Annotated in this window: 19 protein-coding genes; 14 read left to right on the forward strand and 5 right to left on the reverse strand. The window is 66.2% G+C overall.

Annotated features, from left to right (window positions below; all coding sequences use genetic code 11):
* Positions 1 to 64 precede the first annotated feature (64 nt).
* Positions 65 to 1,351: an ROK family protein gene (locus tag GGR25_RS00695; protein WP_183396818.1), complete on the forward strand. Its 1,287-nt coding sequence runs from the start codon at positions 65 to 67 to the stop codon at positions 1,349 to 1,351.
* Positions 1,352 to 1,361: 10 nt separating this feature from the next.
* On the opposite strand, the gene GGR25_RS00700 is transcribed toward GGR25_RS00695, so the two are convergent.
* Positions 1,362 to 2,525: a pyridoxal phosphate-dependent aminotransferase gene (locus tag GGR25_RS00700; RefSeq protein WP_183396819.1), complete on the reverse strand. Its 1,164-nt coding sequence runs from the start codon at positions 2,523 to 2,525 to the stop codon at positions 1,362 to 1,364.
* A 140-nt stretch (positions 2,526 to 2,665) separates the two neighbouring features.
* Here GGR25_RS00700 and GGR25_RS00705 point away from each other — a divergent pair, with 140 nt between their 5' ends.
* The 6 genes from GGR25_RS00705 to aat all read left to right on the forward strand — a co-directional run bounded on the left by GGR25_RS00705 (position 2,666) and on the right by aat (position 8,158).
* Positions 2,666 to 4,051, forward strand: coding sequence for a M48 family metalloprotease (locus GGR25_RS00705; RefSeq protein ID WP_246409125.1), 1,386 nt, complete (start codon positions 2,666 to 2,668; stop codon positions 4,049 to 4,051).
* Between the two features lie 119 nt (positions 4,052 to 4,170).
* On the forward strand, positions 4,171 to 4,944 hold the full coding sequence (locus tag GGR25_RS00710) for a DsbA family protein (protein ID WP_183396820.1): 774 nt from the start codon (positions 4,171 to 4,173) through the stop codon (positions 4,942 to 4,944).
* 131 nt (positions 4,945 to 5,075) lie between these two features.
* Positions 5,076 to 5,513, forward strand: a complete 438-nt coding sequence (aroQ, locus tag GGR25_RS00715) for a type II 3-dehydroquinate dehydratase (protein WP_183396821.1) — start codon at positions 5,076 to 5,078, stop codon at positions 5,511 to 5,513.
* Between the two features lie 35 nt (positions 5,514 to 5,548).
* Positions 5,549 to 6,010, forward strand: coding sequence for an acetyl-CoA carboxylase biotin carboxyl carrier protein (accB, locus tag GGR25_RS00720; RefSeq protein ID WP_183397603.1), 462 nt, complete (start codon positions 5,549 to 5,551; stop codon positions 6,008 to 6,010).
* A gap of 14 nt (positions 6,011 to 6,024) precedes the next feature.
* Positions 6,025 to 7,368: an acetyl-CoA carboxylase biotin carboxylase subunit gene (accC, locus tag GGR25_RS00725; protein ID WP_183397604.1), complete on the forward strand. Its 1,344-nt coding sequence runs from the start codon at positions 6,025 to 6,027 to the stop codon at positions 7,366 to 7,368.
* Positions 7,369 to 7,480: 112 nt separating this feature from the next.
* Positions 7,481 to 8,158, forward strand: coding sequence for a leucyl/phenylalanyl-tRNA--protein transferase (aat, locus tag GGR25_RS00730; protein WP_183396822.1), 678 nt, complete (start codon positions 7,481 to 7,483; stop codon positions 8,156 to 8,158).
* Here aat and GGR25_RS00735 read toward each other — a convergent pair.
* Positions 8,095 to 8,517, reverse strand: a complete 423-nt coding sequence (locus tag GGR25_RS00735; RefSeq protein ID WP_380147654.1) for a DUF2155 domain-containing protein — start codon at positions 8,515 to 8,517, stop codon at positions 8,095 to 8,097. The genes aat and GGR25_RS00735 overlap by 64 nt on opposite strands.
* A 304-nt stretch (positions 8,518 to 8,821) precedes the next feature.
* Between GGR25_RS00735 and GGR25_RS00740 the strand changes: the two genes are divergently transcribed.
* Entirely contained in the window at positions 8,822 to 9,760 is a 939-nt protein-coding gene (locus GGR25_RS00740; protein ID WP_183396823.1) for a DMT family transporter, read from the forward strand.
* Between the two features lie 81 nt (positions 9,761 to 9,841).
* Positions 9,842 to 10,642, forward strand: coding sequence for a bifunctional hydroxymethylpyrimidine kinase/phosphomethylpyrimidine kinase (gene thiD, locus GGR25_RS00745; RefSeq protein WP_183396824.1), 801 nt, complete (start codon positions 9,842 to 9,844; stop codon positions 10,640 to 10,642).
* Positions 10,643 to 10,711: 69 nt separating this feature from the next.
* On the opposite strand, the gene GGR25_RS00750 is transcribed toward thiD, so the two are convergent.
* The gene (locus GGR25_RS00750) at positions 10,712 to 11,560 is read right to left on the reverse strand and encodes a fumarylacetoacetate hydrolase family protein (RefSeq protein ID WP_183396825.1); all 849 of its coding nucleotides are present in this window, start codon (positions 11,558 to 11,560) and stop codon (positions 10,712 to 10,714) included.
* Between the two features lie 190 nt (positions 11,561 to 11,750).
* Between GGR25_RS00750 and GGR25_RS00755 the strand changes: the two genes are divergently transcribed.
* From GGR25_RS00755 to GGR25_RS00775, 5 genes are all read left to right on the forward strand, one after another.
* Positions 11,751 to 12,344 (forward strand): LysE family translocator, encoded by a 594-nt coding sequence (locus GGR25_RS00755; RefSeq protein ID WP_183396826.1) that lies wholly within the window; start codon positions 11,751 to 11,753, stop codon positions 12,342 to 12,344.
* A gap of 90 nt (positions 12,345 to 12,434) precedes the next feature.
* Positions 12,435 to 13,241: a UDP-2,3-diacylglucosamine diphosphatase gene (locus tag GGR25_RS00760; protein ID WP_183396827.1), complete on the forward strand. Its 807-nt coding sequence runs from the start codon at positions 12,435 to 12,437 to the stop codon at positions 13,239 to 13,241.
* Positions 13,238 to 14,326, forward strand: a complete 1,089-nt coding sequence (locus tag GGR25_RS00765) for a glycosyltransferase family 4 protein (RefSeq protein WP_183396828.1) — start codon at positions 13,238 to 13,240, stop codon at positions 14,324 to 14,326. Before GGR25_RS00760 ends, GGR25_RS00765 begins: the two co-directional genes overlap by 4 nt.
* A gap of 53 nt (positions 14,327 to 14,379) precedes the next feature.
* Entirely contained in the window at positions 14,380 to 15,321 is a 942-nt protein-coding gene (locus GGR25_RS00770) for a threonine ammonia-lyase (RefSeq protein WP_246409127.1), read from the forward strand.
* A 115-nt stretch (positions 15,322 to 15,436) separates the two neighbouring features.
* Positions 15,437 to 16,624: an MFS transporter gene (locus GGR25_RS00775; RefSeq protein WP_183396830.1), complete on the forward strand. Its 1,188-nt coding sequence runs from the start codon at positions 15,437 to 15,439 to the stop codon at positions 16,622 to 16,624.
* Here GGR25_RS00775 and dgcA read toward each other — a convergent pair.
* Together dgcA and dgcN are read right to left on the reverse strand one after the other, a co-directional pair.
* Positions 16,593 to 17,573 carry an N-acetyl-D-Glu racemase DgcA gene (gene dgcA, locus GGR25_RS00780; RefSeq protein WP_183396831.1) on the reverse strand — a complete coding sequence of 327 codons (981 nt, stop codon included), beginning with the start codon at positions 17,571 to 17,573 and terminating at the stop codon, positions 16,593 to 16,595. The two genes, GGR25_RS00775 and dgcA, sit on opposite strands and share 32 nt — an antisense overlap.
* Before the next feature lie 2 nt (positions 17,574 to 17,575).
* Complete coding sequence (gene dgcN, locus GGR25_RS00785) at positions 17,576 to 18,592, reverse strand: N-acetyltransferase DgcN (RefSeq protein ID WP_183396832.1); 1,017 nt, start codon at positions 18,590 to 18,592, stop codon at positions 17,576 to 17,578.
* Positions 18,593 to 18,733 lie beyond the last annotated feature (141 nt).

Here is an 18,733-nt window from a genome sequence, read left to right on the forward strand (position 1 = left end):
GACTGTCGAAATCCCTTGGAAAGGCGAGGGCGTTCGACCATTGTCCGGGCGGAGGAGACGAACGTTGCAGAATAAAGCCGACACAGAACTCGTCCGACGGCAAAACCGTGGACTGGTCCTCCAGACGCTTCGCCGCGTCGGACCGCTGGCGCGGGTGGAACTGGGACGAACGACCGGTCTCAGCCCGGCGACGATCTCCGCCATTACCGCCGATCTGATCTCCGAACACCTGATCGTCACCGCCTCGATCGACGAGAAGGCCGAGCGGCCGACGGGGAGGGGGCGGCCACGCGTGGCGCTGGCGCTGAACGCCGATGCGGCCTTCGTCCTCGGCGTGAAGGTGTCGCTCAATTCGGTGACGCTGATTCTCTGCGACTATGGTGGACATCTGCGCGATCGCACGCGCCTCGCCATTCCGACGACGGGCCCGGAGGCGAAGGAGTTCGTGCCGCGCCTTGCCGAAGCGATCCGCGGCTATCTCGATGAGCGCGGCGTCCCGCACCGCAAGCTGCCGGAGATTCCGATCGCCGTGCCGGGCGTGGTCGACGAGACTACCGGACGCCTGATCTGGAGCCCGACCGTCTCGGTCGAGGTCGGCGCGATCCCCGGACCGCTCTCCGAGGCGCTGGGCATACCCGTCTCGGTGACCAACGACGTCAACATGATGGGCCAGGCTCTCAATTCGCGCGATCCGCGGCGCTATGGCGGCACGTTCGCCGTGATCTTCATCGCCTATGGCGTCGGCATGGGCCTCTATATCGGCGGTCGGCTGTTCTCCGGCGCCTTCGGCTCCGGCGCCGAGTTCGGCCATACCAATCATATTCCCGGCGGCGCGCTCTGCCGCTGCGGCCGGCGCGGCTGCGTCGAGGCCTATGTCGCCGATTATGCGATCTACCGGGCCGTCACCAATCTGCCGCCGGATGCCCCGCCCGCCGATATCGATCCGGACGCCGCCACCATGCGGGCGCTGGAGGAGCGGGCCCGCGGCGGCGATGGGCGGATTGCGGCGGCCTATCACCAGGCCGGCCTCGCCCTTGGCTATGGCCTCTCACGCCTGCTCGCTCTGATCAATCCGGAACGCGTCGCCTTCACGGGGCGTGGCCTCGCGGCGTTCGACCTGATGGAGAAGGGCTTCCACACCGGCCTGGAGGAAGGGCTGGTGGCGGAGATCGGACGCATGACGGAGATCGAGGTGCTTTCGCCGGAAGACGATCTCGTCGACGTCGGCATTCTGGCCGGCGCGTTGCAGCGCCTCGATCGCGACATCTTCGCGAGCGCCGATCACGAGCCAGTGCCGGGCCTTCGCCGTCCGGTCGCCCGCCCCACGTCGCGGCTCGGCGCGGACGTCTGACGGAAGCGCCTCAGCGCAGCCAGTCCGCGAGGCGGCGGCTGGCCTCGTCGATGTCCTTGGTCGAACCGGCGAACGAGAAGCGGATATAGGCGTCGCCTCCGGTCGGGTCGAAATCCATGCCCGGCGTCGCCGCCACGCCTGCTTCGTTCAGCATGCGCCGGGCGAATTCGCCGGAATCATTGGTGAAGCGGCGGACCGAGGCATAGACGTAGAAGGCGCCGTCGACGGGAAAGAACTCGTCGAAGCCGATCGCGGGCAGACGGTCGAGCAGCAGCCGGCGGTTCGCGGCATAGCCGTCCTTGATGCGCTCCAACTCGTCGGTCGTCTCGAAGGCGGCGAGCGCAGCCTTCTGCGACAGGTCGGGCGCGGAGATGTAGAGGTTCTGTCCCAGCCGTTCGACGGCGCGGACCATCGTCTCCGGCACGACCATCCAGCCGATCCGCCAGCCGGTCATGCAGTAATATTTCGAGAACGAGTTGATGACGAACGCTTCCTGCGACGTGGCGAGCGCCGTCGCCGCGACGCCGTCATAGACGAGGCCATGATAGATCTCGTCGGAGATGAAGCGGATGCCCAGTTCCTCGGTGGCGGCGATGAGCGTGGCCAGCGCATTCGGCGTCATCATGGTGCCCGTGGGATTGGCCGGGCTCGCGACGATCAGGCCGGCGAGCGGCTTCTCGCTATGCGCTGCCTCGACGAGCTCCGGCGTGATCGCGTGGCGATCCTCGGCGCGGGTCCGCAGTTCGACCACTTCGAGATCCAGCGCCCGCAGGATGTTGGCATAGGCCGGATATCCCGGCGCGGCGATCGCGACGCGGTCGCCAGCATCGAAGGCGGCCAGGAAGGTGAGGTTGAAGCCGCCGGAGGATCCCGTCGTCACCGCGACCCGCGCCGGATCGACCTCGATGCCGTGACGCTCGCCATAGTGACGGGCGATCCGCTCGCGCAGCGGCCGCCAGCCCAGCGCCTCGGTATAGGCGATGCGCCCGCCCTGGAGCGAGGCGATCGCCGCTTCGCGGATCGCGCGGGGCGTCGGCGCGCCGGGCTCGCCGACTTCCATATGGAGGATGCGCCGACCGGCGGCCTCCAGCGCATTCGCCGCCGAGAGGACATCCATCGCCAGAAACGGTGCAACGGCGCTGCGACGGGACGGGGGCCGGAGGCTGATGGGCATGGCTTCGCGCGATCCTCGGACTGGTCTTGCTGCGTGTACGACTTGCAATCGCCCGAATTGACGGGCATCGCTGCGTTTCCACGTTTCCTGGCGCCGTTCCTTACAGGTCGGATGCGACGGACGAAAGGAAGGAATGCACCATGACGAACGTGCGAGGGCACACGCGTCGCATGGCGAAGGGCCTCGCGCTCGCAACGATGTTTGCCGCCAGCCTGCTGGCGACCGGCGGCGCGCATGCGCAGGGAAAGGTCCTGATTCGCGACGCGGAGACGGAAGCGCTCCTGCAGGACTATGTGCTGCCGATCTTCAAGGTCGCCGGCGTCCGGTCCTCGGCGGTCGAGCTCTATATTCTTCAGGATCCGTCCTTCAACGCCTTCGTCGCGAGCGGGCAGAAGATCGTCGTCAACACCGGTGCGGTCATCGATTCCAAGACACCGAACGAGCTCATCGGTGTCCTCGCGCATGAGACCGGGCATCTCGCGGGTGGCCATCAGGTCCAGTTGCGGCAGCAGGCCGAGACGGCGCAGCGTCTCGCAATGCTGGGCGGCATTGCGGGCATCGGTGCTGCCGTGGCCGGTGCGGCGGCTGGCTCGCCGGATGCGGCGCGTGCCGGCGGAGGGATTGCGGCAGGCGTCGGCGAGGCGGCGCGGCGATCGCTGCTTGCCTACAAGCGCTCCGAGGAAATGGCTGCCGATCAGTCCGCGCTCAACTATCTGCAGCAGACCGGCCAATCGGCGAAGGGGATGATGCGCACCTTCCAGCGCTTCGCCGACAACACGCTGTTCGCCGAGAGCCGCGCCAATCCCTATCTGCAGAGCCATCCCTTGCCGACCGAGCGCCTCAACCTGATCGAGCGCTCGGCCAAGGCCAGCCCCTATTACGACAAGAAGGACCCGGCAGCGCTGCAGGCTCGGCACGACATGGTCCGCGCGAAGCTCGTCGCCTTCACCGGCGGCGCGTCCGACGTCATGCGCCGCTATCCGCCGAGCGACGCCTCCATGCCGGCGCGCTATGCGCGCGCCATTTCAGCCTATCGCAATGGCGACGAGCGCACGGCGCTGAAGCTGCTTGATCAGATGCTCGCGGATCAGCCCAAGAACCCGTATTTCTGGGAGCTCAAGGGGCAGATCCTGCTGGAGGGCGGACGTGGACGCGAGGCGGCGGAGCCGCTGCGCAAGGCCGTCTCCTTGGCGCCGAAATCGGGGCTGCTCCGCATCATGCTCGGCCAGACCCTGGTCGAAGCCGGCGATCCGAAATCGGTGGCGGAGGCGATCAAGAACCTCAAGATCGGCCTGCAGGCCGATCCCGATGTCGGCATCGGCTATCGCAGCCTTGCCCGTGCCTATGCGATGAGCGGCGACATTCCGATGGCGGATCTGGCCACGGCGCAAGGCGAATTCATCGAAGGCGAATATAAGGCCGCGAAGATGCATGCCGCGCGTGCGCAGGCGGCCATGAAGCGCGGCTCACCCGGCTGGCTGAAGGCCGATGATATACTTTCCTTCAGTCCGCCCACGCCGAAGTGATCGGCCCGGGCGGGCAATTCCCTGCCGGCGGGCTTGATCGCACGCCGGTTTGACGTACCAACATCCCAGCGGATCAACTGAACGACGGACCCTTGGCGCCCATGAAAGCAATCCCAGCAATGATCCGATCGAAGGCCGGCCTGCGGGCCGCCGTCCTTGGTGTCCTGGCGCTCGTCGTCGCCCTGCCGGCTTTTGCGGCGTCGGCGTCGTTCGATCAGGGACAGAAGGACGAGATCGGCACGATCGTCAAAGACTACCTCATGGAGCACCCCGAGGTGATCCGTGACGCGATGCAGGAGCTCGATCGTCGCGACCGCGCGGCGGAGGCCGATGCGCGCAAGTCGAACATCACCAAGAACGCCGACCTCCTGTTCAATTCGAAGCGCCAGGTCGTGCTCGGCAATCCGCAGGGCGACGTCACGCTGGTCGAGTTCTTCGACTACAATTGCGGCTACTGCAAACGCGCCCATGCCGACCTGACCCGCCTTCTCGACGAGGACAAGAACCTCAAGGTGGTGCTCAAGGAGTTCCCGGTGCTCGGACCCGGCTCCGAAGAGGCGGCCCAGGTTGCCGTCGTCGTGCATGAGATGGCGCCGGACAAATATCGCGCCTTCCACGACGAGCTGCTGATGAGCCGCGGCGAGGTCAATGGCGCCCGGGCCATCGCGGTCGCCGGCGATCTCGGCCTCGACACGGCGGCCATCAAGGCGCGGCTCAAGGAGCCGGAAATCGCGGCAACGATCAACGAATCGTACGCCTTGGCCCAGTCTCTGGGGATCAACGGCACGCCGACTTATGTCGTCCAGAACGAGCTCGTCGTGGGCGCGGTCGGCTACGATACGCTGAAGAGCAAGATCCAGTCGGTGCGCGACTGCGGCGCCACCTCCTGCTGATCGCAGCCCGGCAGTTGTGAAGGAGCCCTGCAGCTTGCGCTGCGGGGCTTTTCCTTTATCCGCCGAGACCCTATAACCGGCCAGCTCCGGCTCAGGGCCGGGGCGCACGCGAGGCCCGCAATCGGTCATCGATGACGATATCCATTCTCGTTCTGAACGGCCCCAACCTCAACATGCTCGGCAAGCGCGAGCCGGGGATCTATGGGGCCAAGACCCTCGCGCAGATCGGCGACGAGACGACGGCCTTCGGCGAGAGCCTCGGGCTCTCCGTCGATTTCCGTCAGTCCAATCACGAGGGCGTGCTGGTCGACTGGATCCACGAGGCGCTCGGGCGTCATCGCGGCATCATCATCAATCCGGGCGCCTACACCCACACCTCCGTGGCGTTGCAGGACGCGATCCGGGCCGTCGGCCTGCCGACGATCGAAGTGCATCTGTCGAACGTCTTCGCCCGTGAAGCGTTTCGGCATCATTCCTATATTTCACCGGTGGCAGTGGGCGTCATCTGCGGGTTCGGACCGCAGGGATACACGCTTGCCCTCGAGGCGCTGAAGCCGCACGTCGCCTGATCGTGGCCGCGCCTTTGAAAGAGAGACAGAACGCAATGACCGACAAGACTTCGAGCATCGACCAGGAACTGATCCGCCAGTTGGCCATGCTGCTGACGGAAACGGACCTCACCGAAATCGAAGTCGAGCATGCCGACCTCCGCATCCGCGTGGCGCGCAACCTGACGGTCGCGCCCACGGCCGTGCAGGTCGCCGCCGCTCCGGCTACTGTAATTGCCGCGCCGGCCGTGGCTGTGTCGGCCGAGGCGAGTGCCGCGGGTCATCCGGGCGTCGTGAATTCGCCGATGGTCGGCACGGCCTATCGATCCCCAGAACCTGGGACCAAAGCGTTCATCGAGGTCGGCCAGACAGTCCGCGAGGGCCAGACGCTGCTGATCGTCGAGGCGATGAAGACCATGAACCAGATCCCGTCGCCGCGCGCCGGCACGGTCAAGGCGATCATGGTGACGGATGGGCAGCCGGTCGAATACGGCGAACCGCTGCTGATCATCGAATGAGCGCGGCAAAGCCGATGTTCAACAAGATCCTCATCGCCAATCGCGGCGAAATCGCCCTGCGCATCCTGCGCGCCTGCAAGGAGCTCGGCATCGAGACCGTTGCGGTCCATTCGACCGCCGATGCCGACGCCATGCATGTGCGCCTCGCCGATGAGAGCGTGTGCATCGGTCCGCCGCCGGCCCGGGACAGCTATCTCAACATTCCCTCGCTGCTCGCGGCCTGCGAGATCACCGGTGCCGACGCGATCCATCCGGGCTACGGCTTCCTGTCGGAGAATGCGCGCTTCGCCGAGATTCTCGAGGCGCACAACATCACCTTCATCGGGCCGAGCTCCGAGCACATCCGCATCATGGGCGACAAGATCGAGGCGAAGCGCACCGCGCAGCGGCTTGGCATTCCGGTCGTGCCCGGTTCGGAGGGCGCGCTCAAGGATGAGGCCGACGCGCTCCGCCAGGCGGCCGCGATCGGCTATCCGGTGCTGATCAAGGCGTCGTCCGGCGGCGGTGGTCGGGGCATGAAGGTCGCCCGCTCGGCGGCTGAGCTGCCGATTGCCTATGGAACCGCCCGTTCCGAGGCGAAGGCCGCCTTCGGCGACGACGCGGTCTATATGGAGAAGTATCTCGAGAAGCCGCGGCACATCGAGATCCAGGTTCTCGGCGATGGCAAGGGCTATGCCGTGCATCTCGGCGAGCGCGACTGCTCGCTGCAGCGACGGCACCAGAAGGTCTGGGAGGAGGCGGGTTCGCCCGCGCTCAACGAGGCCGATCGCAACCGGATCGGCGCCGTTTGCGCCAAGGCCGTTGCCGATCTCGGCTATTCCGGCGCGGGAACGATCGAGTTCCTCTACGAGAATGGCGAGTTCTATTTCATCGAGATGAACACGCGTCTCCAGGTCGAGCATCCGGTGACGGAGGCCATCACGGGCATCGACCTCGTGAACGAGCAGATCCGCGTCGCCTCGGGCAGCGGCCTGTCGTTCCGCCAGGAGGACGTGAAGTTCGAGGGGCACGCGATCGAGTGCCGCATCAACGCCGAGGACCCGCACACTTTCGCGCCGTCGCCCGGCACGATCACCTATTTCCATCCGCCGGGCGGTCTTGGGGTGCGCGTCGATTCGGGCGTCTATCAGGGCTATCGGATCCCGCCCTATTACGACAGCCTGATCGGCAAGCTGATCGTCCACGGCCGCACGCGTGTCGAATGCATGATGCGCCTTCGCCGCGCGCTGGACGAGTTTGTCGTCGACGGCATCAAGACGACGATTCCGCTGTTCCGCGAACTGGTCGACGACAAGGACATCGCCGACGGCGCTTACGACATCCACTGGCTCGAAAAGAAGCTGGCGGTTTCGCACTGATCTCTACCCGGGCGGCTTTCGCCCGGCACGAAGTCATGGCAGATTTTGCAGGTCCAGTGGGGGCTGGGCGAGCAGGAACAGCCATGGCTGGTTGCCGGCAAGCGTTGGGTCGATGACGAGCAAGTACGATTTCGCGTCCCAGATCACGCCGCAGGTGCTGCTGAAAGCCTATGCCTGCGGCATTTTTCCGATGTCCGATTCGGCGAACGATCCGGGCCTCTACTGGATCGAGCCGGAGAAGCGGGGGATCTTCCCGCTCGACGCATTTCACGTTCCAAGACGCCTCGCGCGGGCCATGCGCCACATGCCCTTCGAAATCCGGATCGATACGGATTTCGACGGCGTGATCGCGGGTTGCGCCGGTCATTTCACATCGGCCTATCGCGACAAGACGTGGATCAACGACCGCATCCGCCAGCTCTACCGCCAGCTTTTCGCGCTCGGGCACTGCCACACCGTTGAGGCCTGGCAGGACGGTCGCCTCGTCGGCGGGCTCTATGGCGTGCGCCTCAAGGGGGCGTTTTTCGGCGAAAGCATGTTCAGCCACGCGACCGACGCGTCCAAGGTGGCGCTGGTCTATCTCGTCGCGCGGCTGAAGGCGGGCGGCTTCCGCCTTCTGGATGCGCAGTTCACGACCGAGCATCTGGCCCAGTTCGGCGTGGCCGAGATCGACCGCGCCGATTATCACCGGCGTCTCGAGGACGCGCTGACCGTGGACGGCGACTTTTACTTGCTGGACGGTTTGCTGACGGTCGACGAGGTCTTGCAGCTGGCGAGCCAGACGTCATAGACGGCGTGGTCGACGGCGTGCAGGCCGGGGCTGTCCGCGAACATCCAGCCCGTGAAGATCCGGCGAACCTTCCGCTGCAGCGTGATCTCGTCCACCTCGACGAAGGCGTCGGTGCGCGGCGGATCGGTCGGGGGCCGCGAATAGCACACGCGCGGCGTCACCTGAAGGGCGCCGAACTGCACCGTCTCGTCCATATAGACGTCGAAGGTGATGATGCGGCCGGTGATCTTGTCGAGACCGGCGAACTCGGCCACGGGATTGGTGATCCGCTCGGCGCTCGCCTGCTGGATGCCGGCGGCGGCGAAGAGCGCCGCAACCGCCATCGTCCGGAGGAAGGGCCGCAGATACGAGCTTTTCATGGATCGAAACCGATGGTGGCTGGTCAGCGTGGACGGGCTGCTTAACACGGGATTCCGGCGACGAAAAGGCGCGTGGCGCGTACCATTTCCGTCTGCGCGATTGCCGCGCATGCCGCCTCTCCCTATCATCGCCCGATCTGCCGCCGGATTCCGGAACGCCGCGTCATCGCGACCGCGGATGGATCGGTGTCAGGCACCGTTGCTGCTTCGCGCTGCGGTGCCACGCGGCGGATTCCGGCCCCACGCGGTGCGCCAGACCGAGCGTCACCCATCAGAACGGATCCGTCCGCGATCCGAAGGAAAAATGGAAACGTCCTCATATGGGCGACCGCTGTTCGGCGTGATGCTCAAGGTGCTGTCGACCCTCGCCTTCACGGCGATGGCGACGCAGATCAAATTCGTCTCCGACCGGTATCCGGCGGGCGAGGTCGCGTTTTTCCGCTCGGCCTTCGCGCTCATTCCCGTGCTCGGATGGGTCGCCTGGCGCGGCTTCCTGCCCGATGTCTTCGTGACGCCGCGCATCGGCGGGCATCTGCTGCGCTCCATCGCCGGCGCCACGTCGATGTTCTTCGGCTTCTCGGCACTGGCGCGCCTGCCGCTGTCGGATGCGACGGCGATCGGCTATGCGGCGCCGTTGATGACGGTGGTGCTCGCGGCCGTGCTGCTCAGCGAGCCGGTGCGCGCCTATCGCTGGACGGCCGTGGTGATCGGTTTCGTTGGCGTCCTGGTCATTCTTTCCGATTATGTCGGTCCTGACGCAGGCCCGCATCGCAGCACCCTCGGCGCGATCTTTTCGCTGCTCGGCGCGTTTTTCGGCGCGCTCGCCGCGACGCAGACCCGGCGCCTGACCTGGTCCGAGCAGCCGGCGACGATCGTCGTCTATTTCTCGATCTTCACCGCGCTGTTCATGCTGGCGACGATGCCGTTCGGATGGATCATGCCGCGCCTCGAGGACATGCCGCTGCTTGTGGGCTGCGGCGTCGCCGGCGGGATCGGGCAGGTCCTGCTGACGCAGAGCTATCGCTATGGCGAGGCCTCTCTGGTGGCGCCGTTCGAATATGTCTCGATGCTGTGGGCGATCGTCGTCGGCTATTTCCTGTTCTCGAACCTGCCGACGGCGACGATGCTGCTCGGCTCGCTGATCGTGATCGGTTCGGGCATGTTCGTGATCTTCCGCGAGCATCGTCTCGGCCTCAAGCGCAGCCGGGAAGAGGCGGCGAAAATTCCAGCGGCGGATATCTAACGAACGCGTGTCCGGTCGCATTGTCTCCACGCGGACCGGTCCCCACTTCGCTCCACGACCATTCAGTTTGGAAGGACGCGCATGACGGCGATTGCAGTGACCATAGCGGGCTCCGATTCGGGCGGCGGCGCCGGCATCCAGGCCGATCTGAAGACGTTCTCGGCGCTCGGCGTCTATGGCGCCTCGGTCATCGCTGCGCTGACGGCGCAGAACACGCTCGGCGTCACGGGGATCCATGATGTCCCGGCTGCGTTCGTCACGGCGCAGATCGATGCCGTCTTCTCCGATCTCCCCGTCAATGCCGTGAAGATCGGCATGCTCGCCAATCCGGAGGTGATCCGCGCCGTGGCGGCGGGGCTCGACCGCTTCGAGCAGAAGGCGGTGGTGCTCGATCCCGTCATGGTCGCGACCAGCGGCGACGTATTGCTGCGCGAGGAAGCCATCGCGACGCTGATCGGGGATCTCTTTCCCCGCGCGCTGCTGGTGACGCCGAACCTTCGGGAAGCCGCCCGCATTCTGGACGGCGAGCCGGCAGTGAGCGAGGCCGAGATGGAGCGTCAGGGCGAGGCCATCGTCGCGCTCGGCGCGGCTGCCGTGCTGATCAAGGGCGGGCACGGCTCAGGGTCCGAGGCGTCGGATGTGCTGGTCACCCGCGCGGGCGAGCGGCGCTGGTTCCGGTCGCGGCGCATCGACACGGTCAACACGCACGGCACGGGCTGCACGCTGTCGTCGGCGATCGCGGCGGGGCTGGCGCTCGGGCGACCGTTGGACGAGGCGGTGGGGGAGGCGAAGGCCTATCTCTCGGCCGCCATCGCCGCATCCGACCGGTTAAGGATCGGCCGCGGGCACGGACCGGTGCACCATTTCCACGCCTGGTGGTAGTTTCCAACGAAAACGGGCCGAACCTTGCGGTCCGGCCCGTAATCTTGCGGCGATGACCCTGAGGGTCGATCAGCCCTTATAGGCGTGGAAGGTCTGCTGCTGCTCGCCGAGGCCGGCGATGCCGAGACGGACCACGTCGCCGTCCTTGAGATAGGTCGGCGGCTTCATGCCCATGCCGACGCCGGGCGGCGTGCCGGTGGTGATGACGTCGCCGGGATCGAGCTGCAGGAACTGGCTGATATAGCTCACCAGATGGGCGACACCGAAGATCATCGTCTTGGTGTTGCCGGTCTGGCAGCGCTTGCCGTTCACGTCGAGGAACATGTCGAGGTTCTGGACGTCGGCGATCTCGTCGGGCGTGACCAGCCACGGGCCGAGCGGACCGAAGGTCGGCGAACCCTTGCCCTTCATCCACTGGCCGCCGCGCTCCGTCTGGAAGGCGCGCTCGGACACGTCGTGGCAGACCGCGAAGCCCGCGACATAGGACAGCGCGTCCGCCTCGGAGACATAGAGGGCTGTCTTGCCGATGACGATCGCGAGCTCGACTTCCCAGTCGGTCTTCGTCGAGGCCTTCGGGATCGTGACCGGATCGTTCGGCCCGATCATCGAGTTCGGCGTCTTGTTGAAGAGGATCGGCTCCGACGGGATCGGCGAATTGGTCTCATGCGCATGGTCGACATAGTTGAGGCCGACGGCGATGAAGTTGCCGGTGCGGCTCACGACCGGACCGATGCGCCCGCCGGGCGCGACAGCCGGCAGCGTGGCCGGGTCGACCTTGGCGATCTTCTCGATCGCGCCGGCCTTGAGCGTTTCCGGGGTAATATCCGAAACGACGCTCGAGAGGTCGCGGATCGTGCCGTCCTTGTCGAGGAGGCCCGGCTTCTCCGCGCCCGCAGCGCCGAAGCGAAGGAGTTTCATTGCTTTTTCTCCGTGTTGGCGGCCGGGATAATCGTCGAGCGTATCCATCGATGCAAGGGGCGATAGGCCTTGTTCGCGCACAGCTTTCTCGCCGTGGAGGAAAGGCTGGAGCGTATTAGGTCAGTACTATTGACCTATCAGGCGACAAGTGGCATGGCTTGGCGGTCATGGAGCGGGAGGAGGTCCGAGCATGAACCAGATCCTGGCACTGCTCGGCTTTGCGCTCGTGACGGCGTTCACGCCCGGCCCCAACAATACGATGGTGATGGCGTCGGGGGCGAACTGGGGCTTCATGCGCAGCGCTCCGCATGTCCTTGGAATCGGCATCGGTTTCCCGGCGATGCTGCTTGCCGTGGGTTTCGGCCTCGGTGCGGTGTTCGAGGCGTTCCCGATCGTGCATATCGTTCTGCGGTATGTCGCCTTCGCCTATCTTGTCTTCCTCGCCTGGAAGCTGGCCCGTTCCGGCCGGCCTGATGCAGCGGGCGTGCGGACCGGCAAGCCGCTGACCTTTTTCCAGGCCGCTCTGTTTCAATGGGTCAATCCGAAGGCCTGGGTGATGGCGGTCGGGGCGCTTGCGCTCTTCGGAGAACCGAGCGCCGTCGGTGCCGCGCCCATGCTGATGCTGGCGCTGATCTTCGTCCTGGCGGGCTGGTCGTCGGCTGCGACATGGTGTCTGTTCGGGACGGCCATCGCGCGCTTCATCGATACCGGCCGACGGGCGGCGATCTTCAACGGTGCAATGGCGATCCTGCTCGTCGTGTCGATGCTGCCGTCGCTCCTGTAGCGCCAGCACGCACGGGGCATGTCACAAATCTGTTGTTCGGCTGGGCTAAGCGAATTCTAATCATAGCGCAGCCGAGGACGAATCAAGATCATGTCGGGCGCCGACGCTCCACGTCACCTGAGAGCGCTATTTCTCTCGGACATCCATCTCGGGACCCGAGGCAGCCAGGCTGAACTTCTGCTGGACTTCCTCAAGTGGCATGACGCCGAGACGATATACCTTGTGGGGGATATCGTCGACGGATGGCGCCTGAAGAAGAGCTGGTATTGGCCGCAGACGCATAACGACGTTGTGCAGAAACTTCTGCGCAAGGGCCGCAAGGGCGCCCGCCTGATCTATCTTCCGGGCAATCACGACGAATTCCTGCGCGACTATCTCGGCACGCATCTTGGCGGCGTCGAGGTGGTCGACCGGATCGTGCACGAGACGGCCGATGGGAAGCGTCTGCTCGTCATCCATGGCGACCAGTTCGATGTCGTCGTCCGCCACGCCAAATGGCTCGCGCTGCTCGGCGACAATGCCTATGAGCTCGCCTTGGCGCTCAACACGGTCGTCAGCCGCATTCGCCGCAAGCTCGGCTTCGACTATTGGTCGCTCTCGGCCTGGGCCAAGCTCAAGGTGAAGAACGCCGTCAACTTCATCGGTGCCTTCGAGCAGGCGCTGGTGACCGAGGCCCGCCGGGTCGGCGCCGATGGCGTCGTCTGCGGCCATATCCACCACGCCGCCATCCATGACGAGTTCGGGCTGCGCTACGTCAACACGGGCGACTGGGTCGAGAGCTGCACCGCTATTGCGGAGCATCATGACGGGCGGATGGAGATCGTCCGCTGGTCGACGATCCAGCGTCAGCCTGAGCTTGCCATTGACGATACGGAAATCGACCAGGTTGCCGCATGAAGCGCATTCTGATCGCGAGTGACGCCTGGCATCCCCAGATCAACGGCGTCGTGCGCACGCTGGAACGGCTGGACCGGCATCTGCCGGAACTCGGCTGGGCCACCATCATGCTCACACCGGACGGTTTTCTGACCTTTCCGTGCCCGACCTATCCCGAGATTCGGCTTGCGGTCACGACGCCTGGCGACATCGCGCGGCGCCTGGACGCGATCAACCCGGACCACGTGCATATCGCGACGGAAGGCCCGCTTGGCTTCGCCGTGCGGCGCTGGTGCATCAAAAGGCGGCGGATCTTCACGACGAGCTATCACACGCGCTTCCCCGAGTATCTCGCGGCGCGGCTGCCGATCCCCGTCGGCTGGACCTACGCCCTTCTGCGTGCGTTCCACAATGCCGGTGCGGGCTGCATGGTCGCGACGCCGTCGATCGAGGACGAACTCAAGGCGCGCGGCTTCCATAATTTGATGCGCTGGTCGCGCGGGGTCGACGCCGACATGTTCCGTCCCGGCCGCAATCGCAATGCGCTCGATCTGCCCAGGCCGATCTGGCTCTATGTCGGGCGTGTTTCGGTCGAGAAGAATATCGGGGCCTTCCTCGACCTCGATCTGCCGGGCAGCAAGGTCGTGGTCGGCGACGGGCCGGCGCTCGAGGGCCTGAGGCGCGCGCATCCCGACGTGACGTTCCTGGGCGCCAAGATCGACGATGAACTCGCGGATATCTATTCGGCCAGCGATTGCTTCGTCTTCCCGAGCCGCACCGATACATTCGGAGTCGTGATGCTGGAGGCCATGGCGTCTGGGCTTCCGGTGGCCGCCTATCCGGTCGCCGGGCCGCAGGACGTGGTCGGCGGGACGGGCGCCGGCGTGCTCGACGAAGACCTTCGCGCCGCCGCGCTCAAGGCGCTGGAAATCCCGCGCGAGACCTGCCGCGACGTCGCATTACGCAGTTCCTGGCAGGCGGCGACGCGGCAGTTTCTGGACAATGTCACGGGTATCCATGGCTGGGGGCCGGCGCAGCCATCGGCCTCATGCGGTCTGCCGAGCGGGCGGGACTTGTCTCTCATCGGTACGACTGATAGCCGGTAAGCATGGCTCCGGATTTTGCAGATGTTGAAGCGGCGGCGCGCCGCCTCGAGGGGATGGCGTTTCGCACGCCGATCCTGACCAGCCCCGTTCTCGATGCGGCGACGGGCGGGCGCATCCTGCTCAAATGCGAGAATCTGCAGCGGACGGGGTCGTTCAAGTTTCGCGGCGCCTTCAATGCCGTATCGGCAATCTCGGCAGAAAAGCTGGCCAACGGCGTCGTCGCCTGCTCCTCCGGCAATCACGCCCAGGGTGTTGCGGCGGCGGCAACGCTGCTCGGCGCGCCCTCGACGATCGTCATGCCGGCGGATGCGCCGCAATTGAAGATCGAGGGGACACGCCGCTTGGGCGGACGCGTCGTCCTCTACGATCGCGCTCGCGAGGATCGCGACGCGATCGCAGCGGAGATCGTGGCGGAGACCGGCGGAACCTTCGTTCATCCCTTCGATGACCCGCGCGTGATCGCCGGGCAGGGGACCGTCGGACTGGAAATCGCCGATCATTGCGATCGGGTCGGCCTTCGGCCCGATGCCGTGTTGGTGCCTTGCAGCGGTGGCGGCTTCTCGTCCGGCGTCAATCTGGCGGTCAGCACGCGCCTCCCCGGTGCCCGTGTTTATGTCGCCGAGCCGGAGGGCTTCGACGACTATGCCCGCTCCCTCAGCGCCGGCTCCCGGCAGCGGAACGAACGTCTTTCCGGCTCGCTCTGCGACGCGCTGCAGGCGCCGACGCCCGGCGCAATTACCTTCGCCATCAATCAGCGGCTCGACGCCGGCGCCGTCGCGGCGTCCGATGCGGAAGCGCTTTCGGCGATGGCCTTCGCCTTCATCCATCTGAAGCTGGTGGTCGAGCCGGGCGGCGCCGTCGGGCTTGCGGCGCTGCTGTCGGGCCGGTTCGACGCCCGCGGGAAATGCGTCGTGGTGGTGCTTTCCGGCGGCAATGTCGATCCGGCCGTCATGACGCAGGCACTGGCTTTCCCTGCCGCAGCGGAGCGCGTATAGGGAAGTCTCGTCTCGGCGGCTCCACGTTCGCGTGTTCCGGGTTTTTGCCGCGGCCGGCCCTTCGTCTCGCATCTCCCCGCTCCAGCCGTTCCCACGGCCTCGCCGCGTTGCCAAAATGTCCGCCGCCCCACGCCATTTCGCATCCCGACTCTCGTTCTTCTACGCGGCGTCGTTCGTGGTGGGCGGCATCATCACGCCCTATCTGCCGGTCTGGCTGAAGCTGCGGGGGTTCACGCCCGAGCTGATCTCCGCCTGTCTCGCCTTTCCGTTGCTGGCGCGCCTGGTCTTTACGCCGATCGGCAGCTGGATGGCGGATCGGGCGCCGAATCGACGCTTTGCCATCATCCTGTTCGCGTTCGGCGCGCTGGTCCTGTTCGTTCCGGCCGCCTTCCTCGACGCCCGTCTCGGCATTCTGGTGCTCACGGGCCTGGCCGTAACGGTCGCCTCGCTGGTGCAGCCGACGACGGATGCGCTGGCGCTCACCGGCTATCGCCGCTTCGGCCTCGATTATGGTCGCATGCGGGTCTGGGGCTCGATCAGCTTCGTGGTGGTCAGCCTCGGGGCTGGCGCCATTATCGGCCATTTCGGCGAACCGATCCTGACGGAACTGCTGGTCGGTGCCTTCATGATCGCGGCCGTTTCGGCGTTTGCCTTGCCGGTCACGCCGCCAATGGAACGGGCGCTGGACGACGCGTCCAAGGTCAAGACGGTTTCAAAGTCGGCCTGGCGGATCCTGACCAAACGGAGCTTCATCGCGATCGCGCTCTCCACCAGCCTCATCCAGGCGAGCCACGGCGTCTTCTACGGTTTCGGCTCGATCCATTGGGCGAGCCTCGGCTTTTCCGGCGACCAGCTCGGCATTTTGTGGGCGACGGGCGTTGTCGCCGAGATCCTGATGCTGCGCTTCTCCGGGCGCTTCCGCCGGATCGGTGCGGAGGGGTTCATCATCCTCGGGGCCGTCGGCGCCGTTGTGCGCTGGTCGCTGTTCCCGGTGATCACCGATTTCGCGCCGTCGCTGGCGCTCCAGGTGCTGCACGGCCTGACCTTCGCGGCGACCTTTGTCGGGATGCAGATGGGCATCGCGCGTGACGTGGACGAAGAGCGGACGGCATCGGCGCAAGGCGTGTGTCAGGTCGTCAGCGGCGTCCTGCTGGCGGTCACCACGCTGATGGCCGGACCGCTCTACGCGCGGATCGGAATCGATTCGGCCTGGACCATGGTCGTGCCGGCCGTTCTGGGCTTGCTCGTCGTCTGGCTGCTCAGCCGGCGCGTCAGCCCCAAAGGGCAGAGGTCGGCGGGCTGACCAGGCTGCCCGGGTAGGCGAGGGCGTCGTCGCGATCACGCGCCAGCAGCAGCGGGCCGTCCAGATCGACGAAGTCGGCATCCTGCGCCAGCAGCACGGCAGGCGCCATGGCGAGCGACGTGCCGACCATGCAGCCGACCATCACGCCCATCCCCGCCTGCTTCGCCGCCTTGACGAGCAGCAGCGCCTCGGTCAGCCCACCCGCCTTGTCGAGCTTCACATTCACCGCGTCATAGCGCCCGGCGAGGTCGGCGAGATCCGTGGCGACATGCAGGCTCTCGTCGGCGCAGATGGCGATCGGGCGATCGACGGTTGTGAGCAATTGGTCGTGCCCGGCTGGCAGCGGCTGCTCGATCAGCTCGACGCCCGCGGCGACGCAGGCGCGCATCGCGTTGTCGAAGCTCGCTTCCGTCCAGGCCTCGTTGGCGTCGACGACGAGCCGTGCCTGCGGCGCGCCGCGGCGAACGGCGGCGATCCGCTCAGCGTCGCCTTCGCCGCCGAGCTTGACCTTGAGCAGCAGCCGATCTCTCGCCTTGGCAGCAGCCGCCTCCATCTCGGCGGGCGTGCCAAGGCTCAGCGTATAGGCGGTGACAAGCGGCTTCGGATCGAGCCCGAGTCTTGCAGCGACCGATATTCCGGAACGCTTGGCCTCGAGGTCCCAGAGGGCACAGTCGATCGCGTTGCGGGCCGCTCCGGCCGGCATGGCCGCGCAAAGCGCCTCGCGGTCCATTCCGGCAGCGATGGCGGCGCCCATCGCCTCGATCGCGGCGACGACACCCTCGACCGTCTCGCCATAGCGCGGATAGGGAACGCATTCGCCGCGCCCCCGCAGGACGCCTTCGGTGATCGTCGCGACGACCACCGTGGCCTCCGTGCGGGCGCCCCGCGAAATCACGAAGCGTCCGGCAATCGGCCAACGCTCGACGGTGACGGTCAGGGCAGGGGCCATGTTCAGCCCGAACTGCCGAACAGGCTGGAGATTTTGGCGACGATCGGCGCGACGCCAGTCCGGATCGGATCGACCGCGGGCAGATCATATTCCGCCGTGGTGCGCGCGAGCACGTCCCGGGCTTCGTCGTTGCCGAGGCTCGCCGTGTTGATGGCGATTCCGACGCAGCGAATGGCCGGGTTCGTCAGCTTGCCGCAGGCGACCGTCAGGTCGATCACCTCACGGATCGACGGGAGCGGATGCTTGACGCCGCGCATATGGGTTCGCGTCGGCTCGTGACAGACCACGAAGGCATCCGGCTGTGCGCCATGCAGCAGCCCGAGCGAGACGCCGGCGAACGACGGATGAAAGAGTGAACCCTGACCCTCGACCAGATCCCAATGGGACGGGTCGGCCGCCGGCGCGATCCATTCCACGGCACCGGAGATGAAATCGGCGACGACGGCATCGATTGCGACGCCGCGCCCGGAAATGAAGACGCCCGTCTGGCCAGTCGCGCGGAAATCCGCGTCGAAGCCTGCGGCGCGCATCTCCTTTTCGAGCGCGAGCGCTGTGTACTTCTTGCCGACCGAGCAATCCGTGCCGACGGTGAGCAGGCGCATGCCCGGGCGCTTGGTGCCCTTGCCCGTGGCGAAACGCTCCGAGCTGTGGCGGACATCGTGCAGCGCGGCTCCGGTGCGCCGCGCCGCGTCGCGGATGGCGGGGTTGTCGGCCAGGCGCGAATGCAGGCCGCTCGCGACGTCGAGACCGGCATCGAGCGCCTCGACGATCGTCGCGACCCAATGATCCGGCAGAACGCCGCCGGCGTTCACCGCGCCGACAATCATCGTGCGCACCCCGGCGGCCTTCGCCTCCGCGATCGACATGTCGGGGATTCCGGCATCGGCCTTGCAGCCCGGAAGCCGCAATTGCCCCAGGCACCACTCCGGACGCCAGTCAACGATACCCAATGCCGTCTTCGCTGCGAGCGAATCCGGAACGTCACCCAAAAACAACAGATAGGGCCTGACGATCTCCACAGTGGCTGTTCCTTCGGCGAGAGGCTTGCCCGGCCGTTCGGGCTCATGCACTAACAAGTGTGAACCGGGAGATTAGGAGGCCCCCGACGGCGCCGCAAGGTCTGCCGCTAATTGCCTCCCGAGGGGTGGAACAGGACCGAG

It is taken from the genome of Kaistia hirudinis (assembly GCF_014196455.1).
Lineage (GTDB): Bacteria > Pseudomonadota > Alphaproteobacteria > Rhizobiales > Kaistiaceae > Kaistia > Kaistia hirudinis.

Bases quoted from the DNA above. Each gene is read 5' to 3' on its own strand.
- GGR25_RS00750 (WP_183396825.1), bottom strand. From the start codon at position 11,560: ATGAAACTCCTTCGCTTCGGCGCTGCGGGCGCGGAGAAGCCGGGCCTC.
- GGR25_RS00740 (WP_183396823.1), top strand. From the start codon at position 8,822: ATGGAAACGTCCTCATATGGGCGACCGCTGTTCGGCGTGATGCTCAAG.
- GGR25_RS00765 (WP_183396828.1), top strand. From the start codon at position 13,238: ATGAAGCGCATTCTGATCGCGAGTGACGCCTGGCATCCCCAGATCAAC.
- dgcA (WP_183396831.1), bottom strand. From the start codon at position 17,573: ATGGCCCCTGCCCTGACCGTCACCGTCGAGCGTTGGCCGATTGCCGGA.
- GGR25_RS00755 (WP_183396826.1), top strand. From the start codon at position 11,751: ATGAACCAGATCCTGGCACTGCTCGGCTTTGCGCTCGTGACGGCGTTC.
- aat (WP_183396822.1), top strand. From the start codon at position 7,481: ATGACGAGCAAGTACGATTTCGCGTCCCAGATCACGCCGCAGGTGCTG.
- accB (WP_183397603.1), top strand. From the start codon at position 5,549: ATGACCGACAAGACTTCGAGCATCGACCAGGAACTGATCCGCCAGTTG.
- GGR25_RS00700 (WP_183396819.1), bottom strand. From the start codon at position 2,525: ATGCCCATCAGCCTCCGGCCCCCGTCCCGTCGCAGCGCCGTTGCACCG.
- GGR25_RS00705 (WP_246409125.1), top strand. From the start codon at position 2,666: ATGACGAACGTGCGAGGGCACACGCGTCGCATGGCGAAGGGCCTCGCG.
- thiD (WP_183396824.1), top strand. From the start codon at position 9,842: ATGACGGCGATTGCAGTGACCATAGCGGGCTCCGATTCGGGCGGCGGC.
- GGR25_RS00775 (WP_183396830.1), top strand. From the start codon at position 15,437: ATGTCCGCCGCCCCACGCCATTTCGCATCCCGACTCTCGTTCTTCTAC.
- GGR25_RS00770 (WP_246409127.1), top strand. From the start codon at position 14,380: ATGGCGTTTCGCACGCCGATCCTGACCAGCCCCGTTCTCGATGCGGCG.
- aroQ (WP_183396821.1), top strand. From the start codon at position 5,076: ATGACGATATCCATTCTCGTTCTGAACGGCCCCAACCTCAACATGCTC.
- accC (WP_183397604.1), top strand. From the start codon at position 6,025: ATGTTCAACAAGATCCTCATCGCCAATCGCGGCGAAATCGCCCTGCGC.
- GGR25_RS00760 (WP_183396827.1), top strand. From the start codon at position 12,435: ATGTCGGGCGCCGACGCTCCACGTCACCTGAGAGCGCTATTTCTCTCG.
- GGR25_RS00710 (WP_183396820.1), top strand. From the start codon at position 4,171: ATGATCCGATCGAAGGCCGGCCTGCGGGCCGCCGTCCTTGGTGTCCTG.
- GGR25_RS00735 (WP_380147654.1), bottom strand. From the start codon at position 8,517: ATGAAAAGCTCGTATCTGCGGCCCTTCCTCCGGACGATGGCGGTTGCG.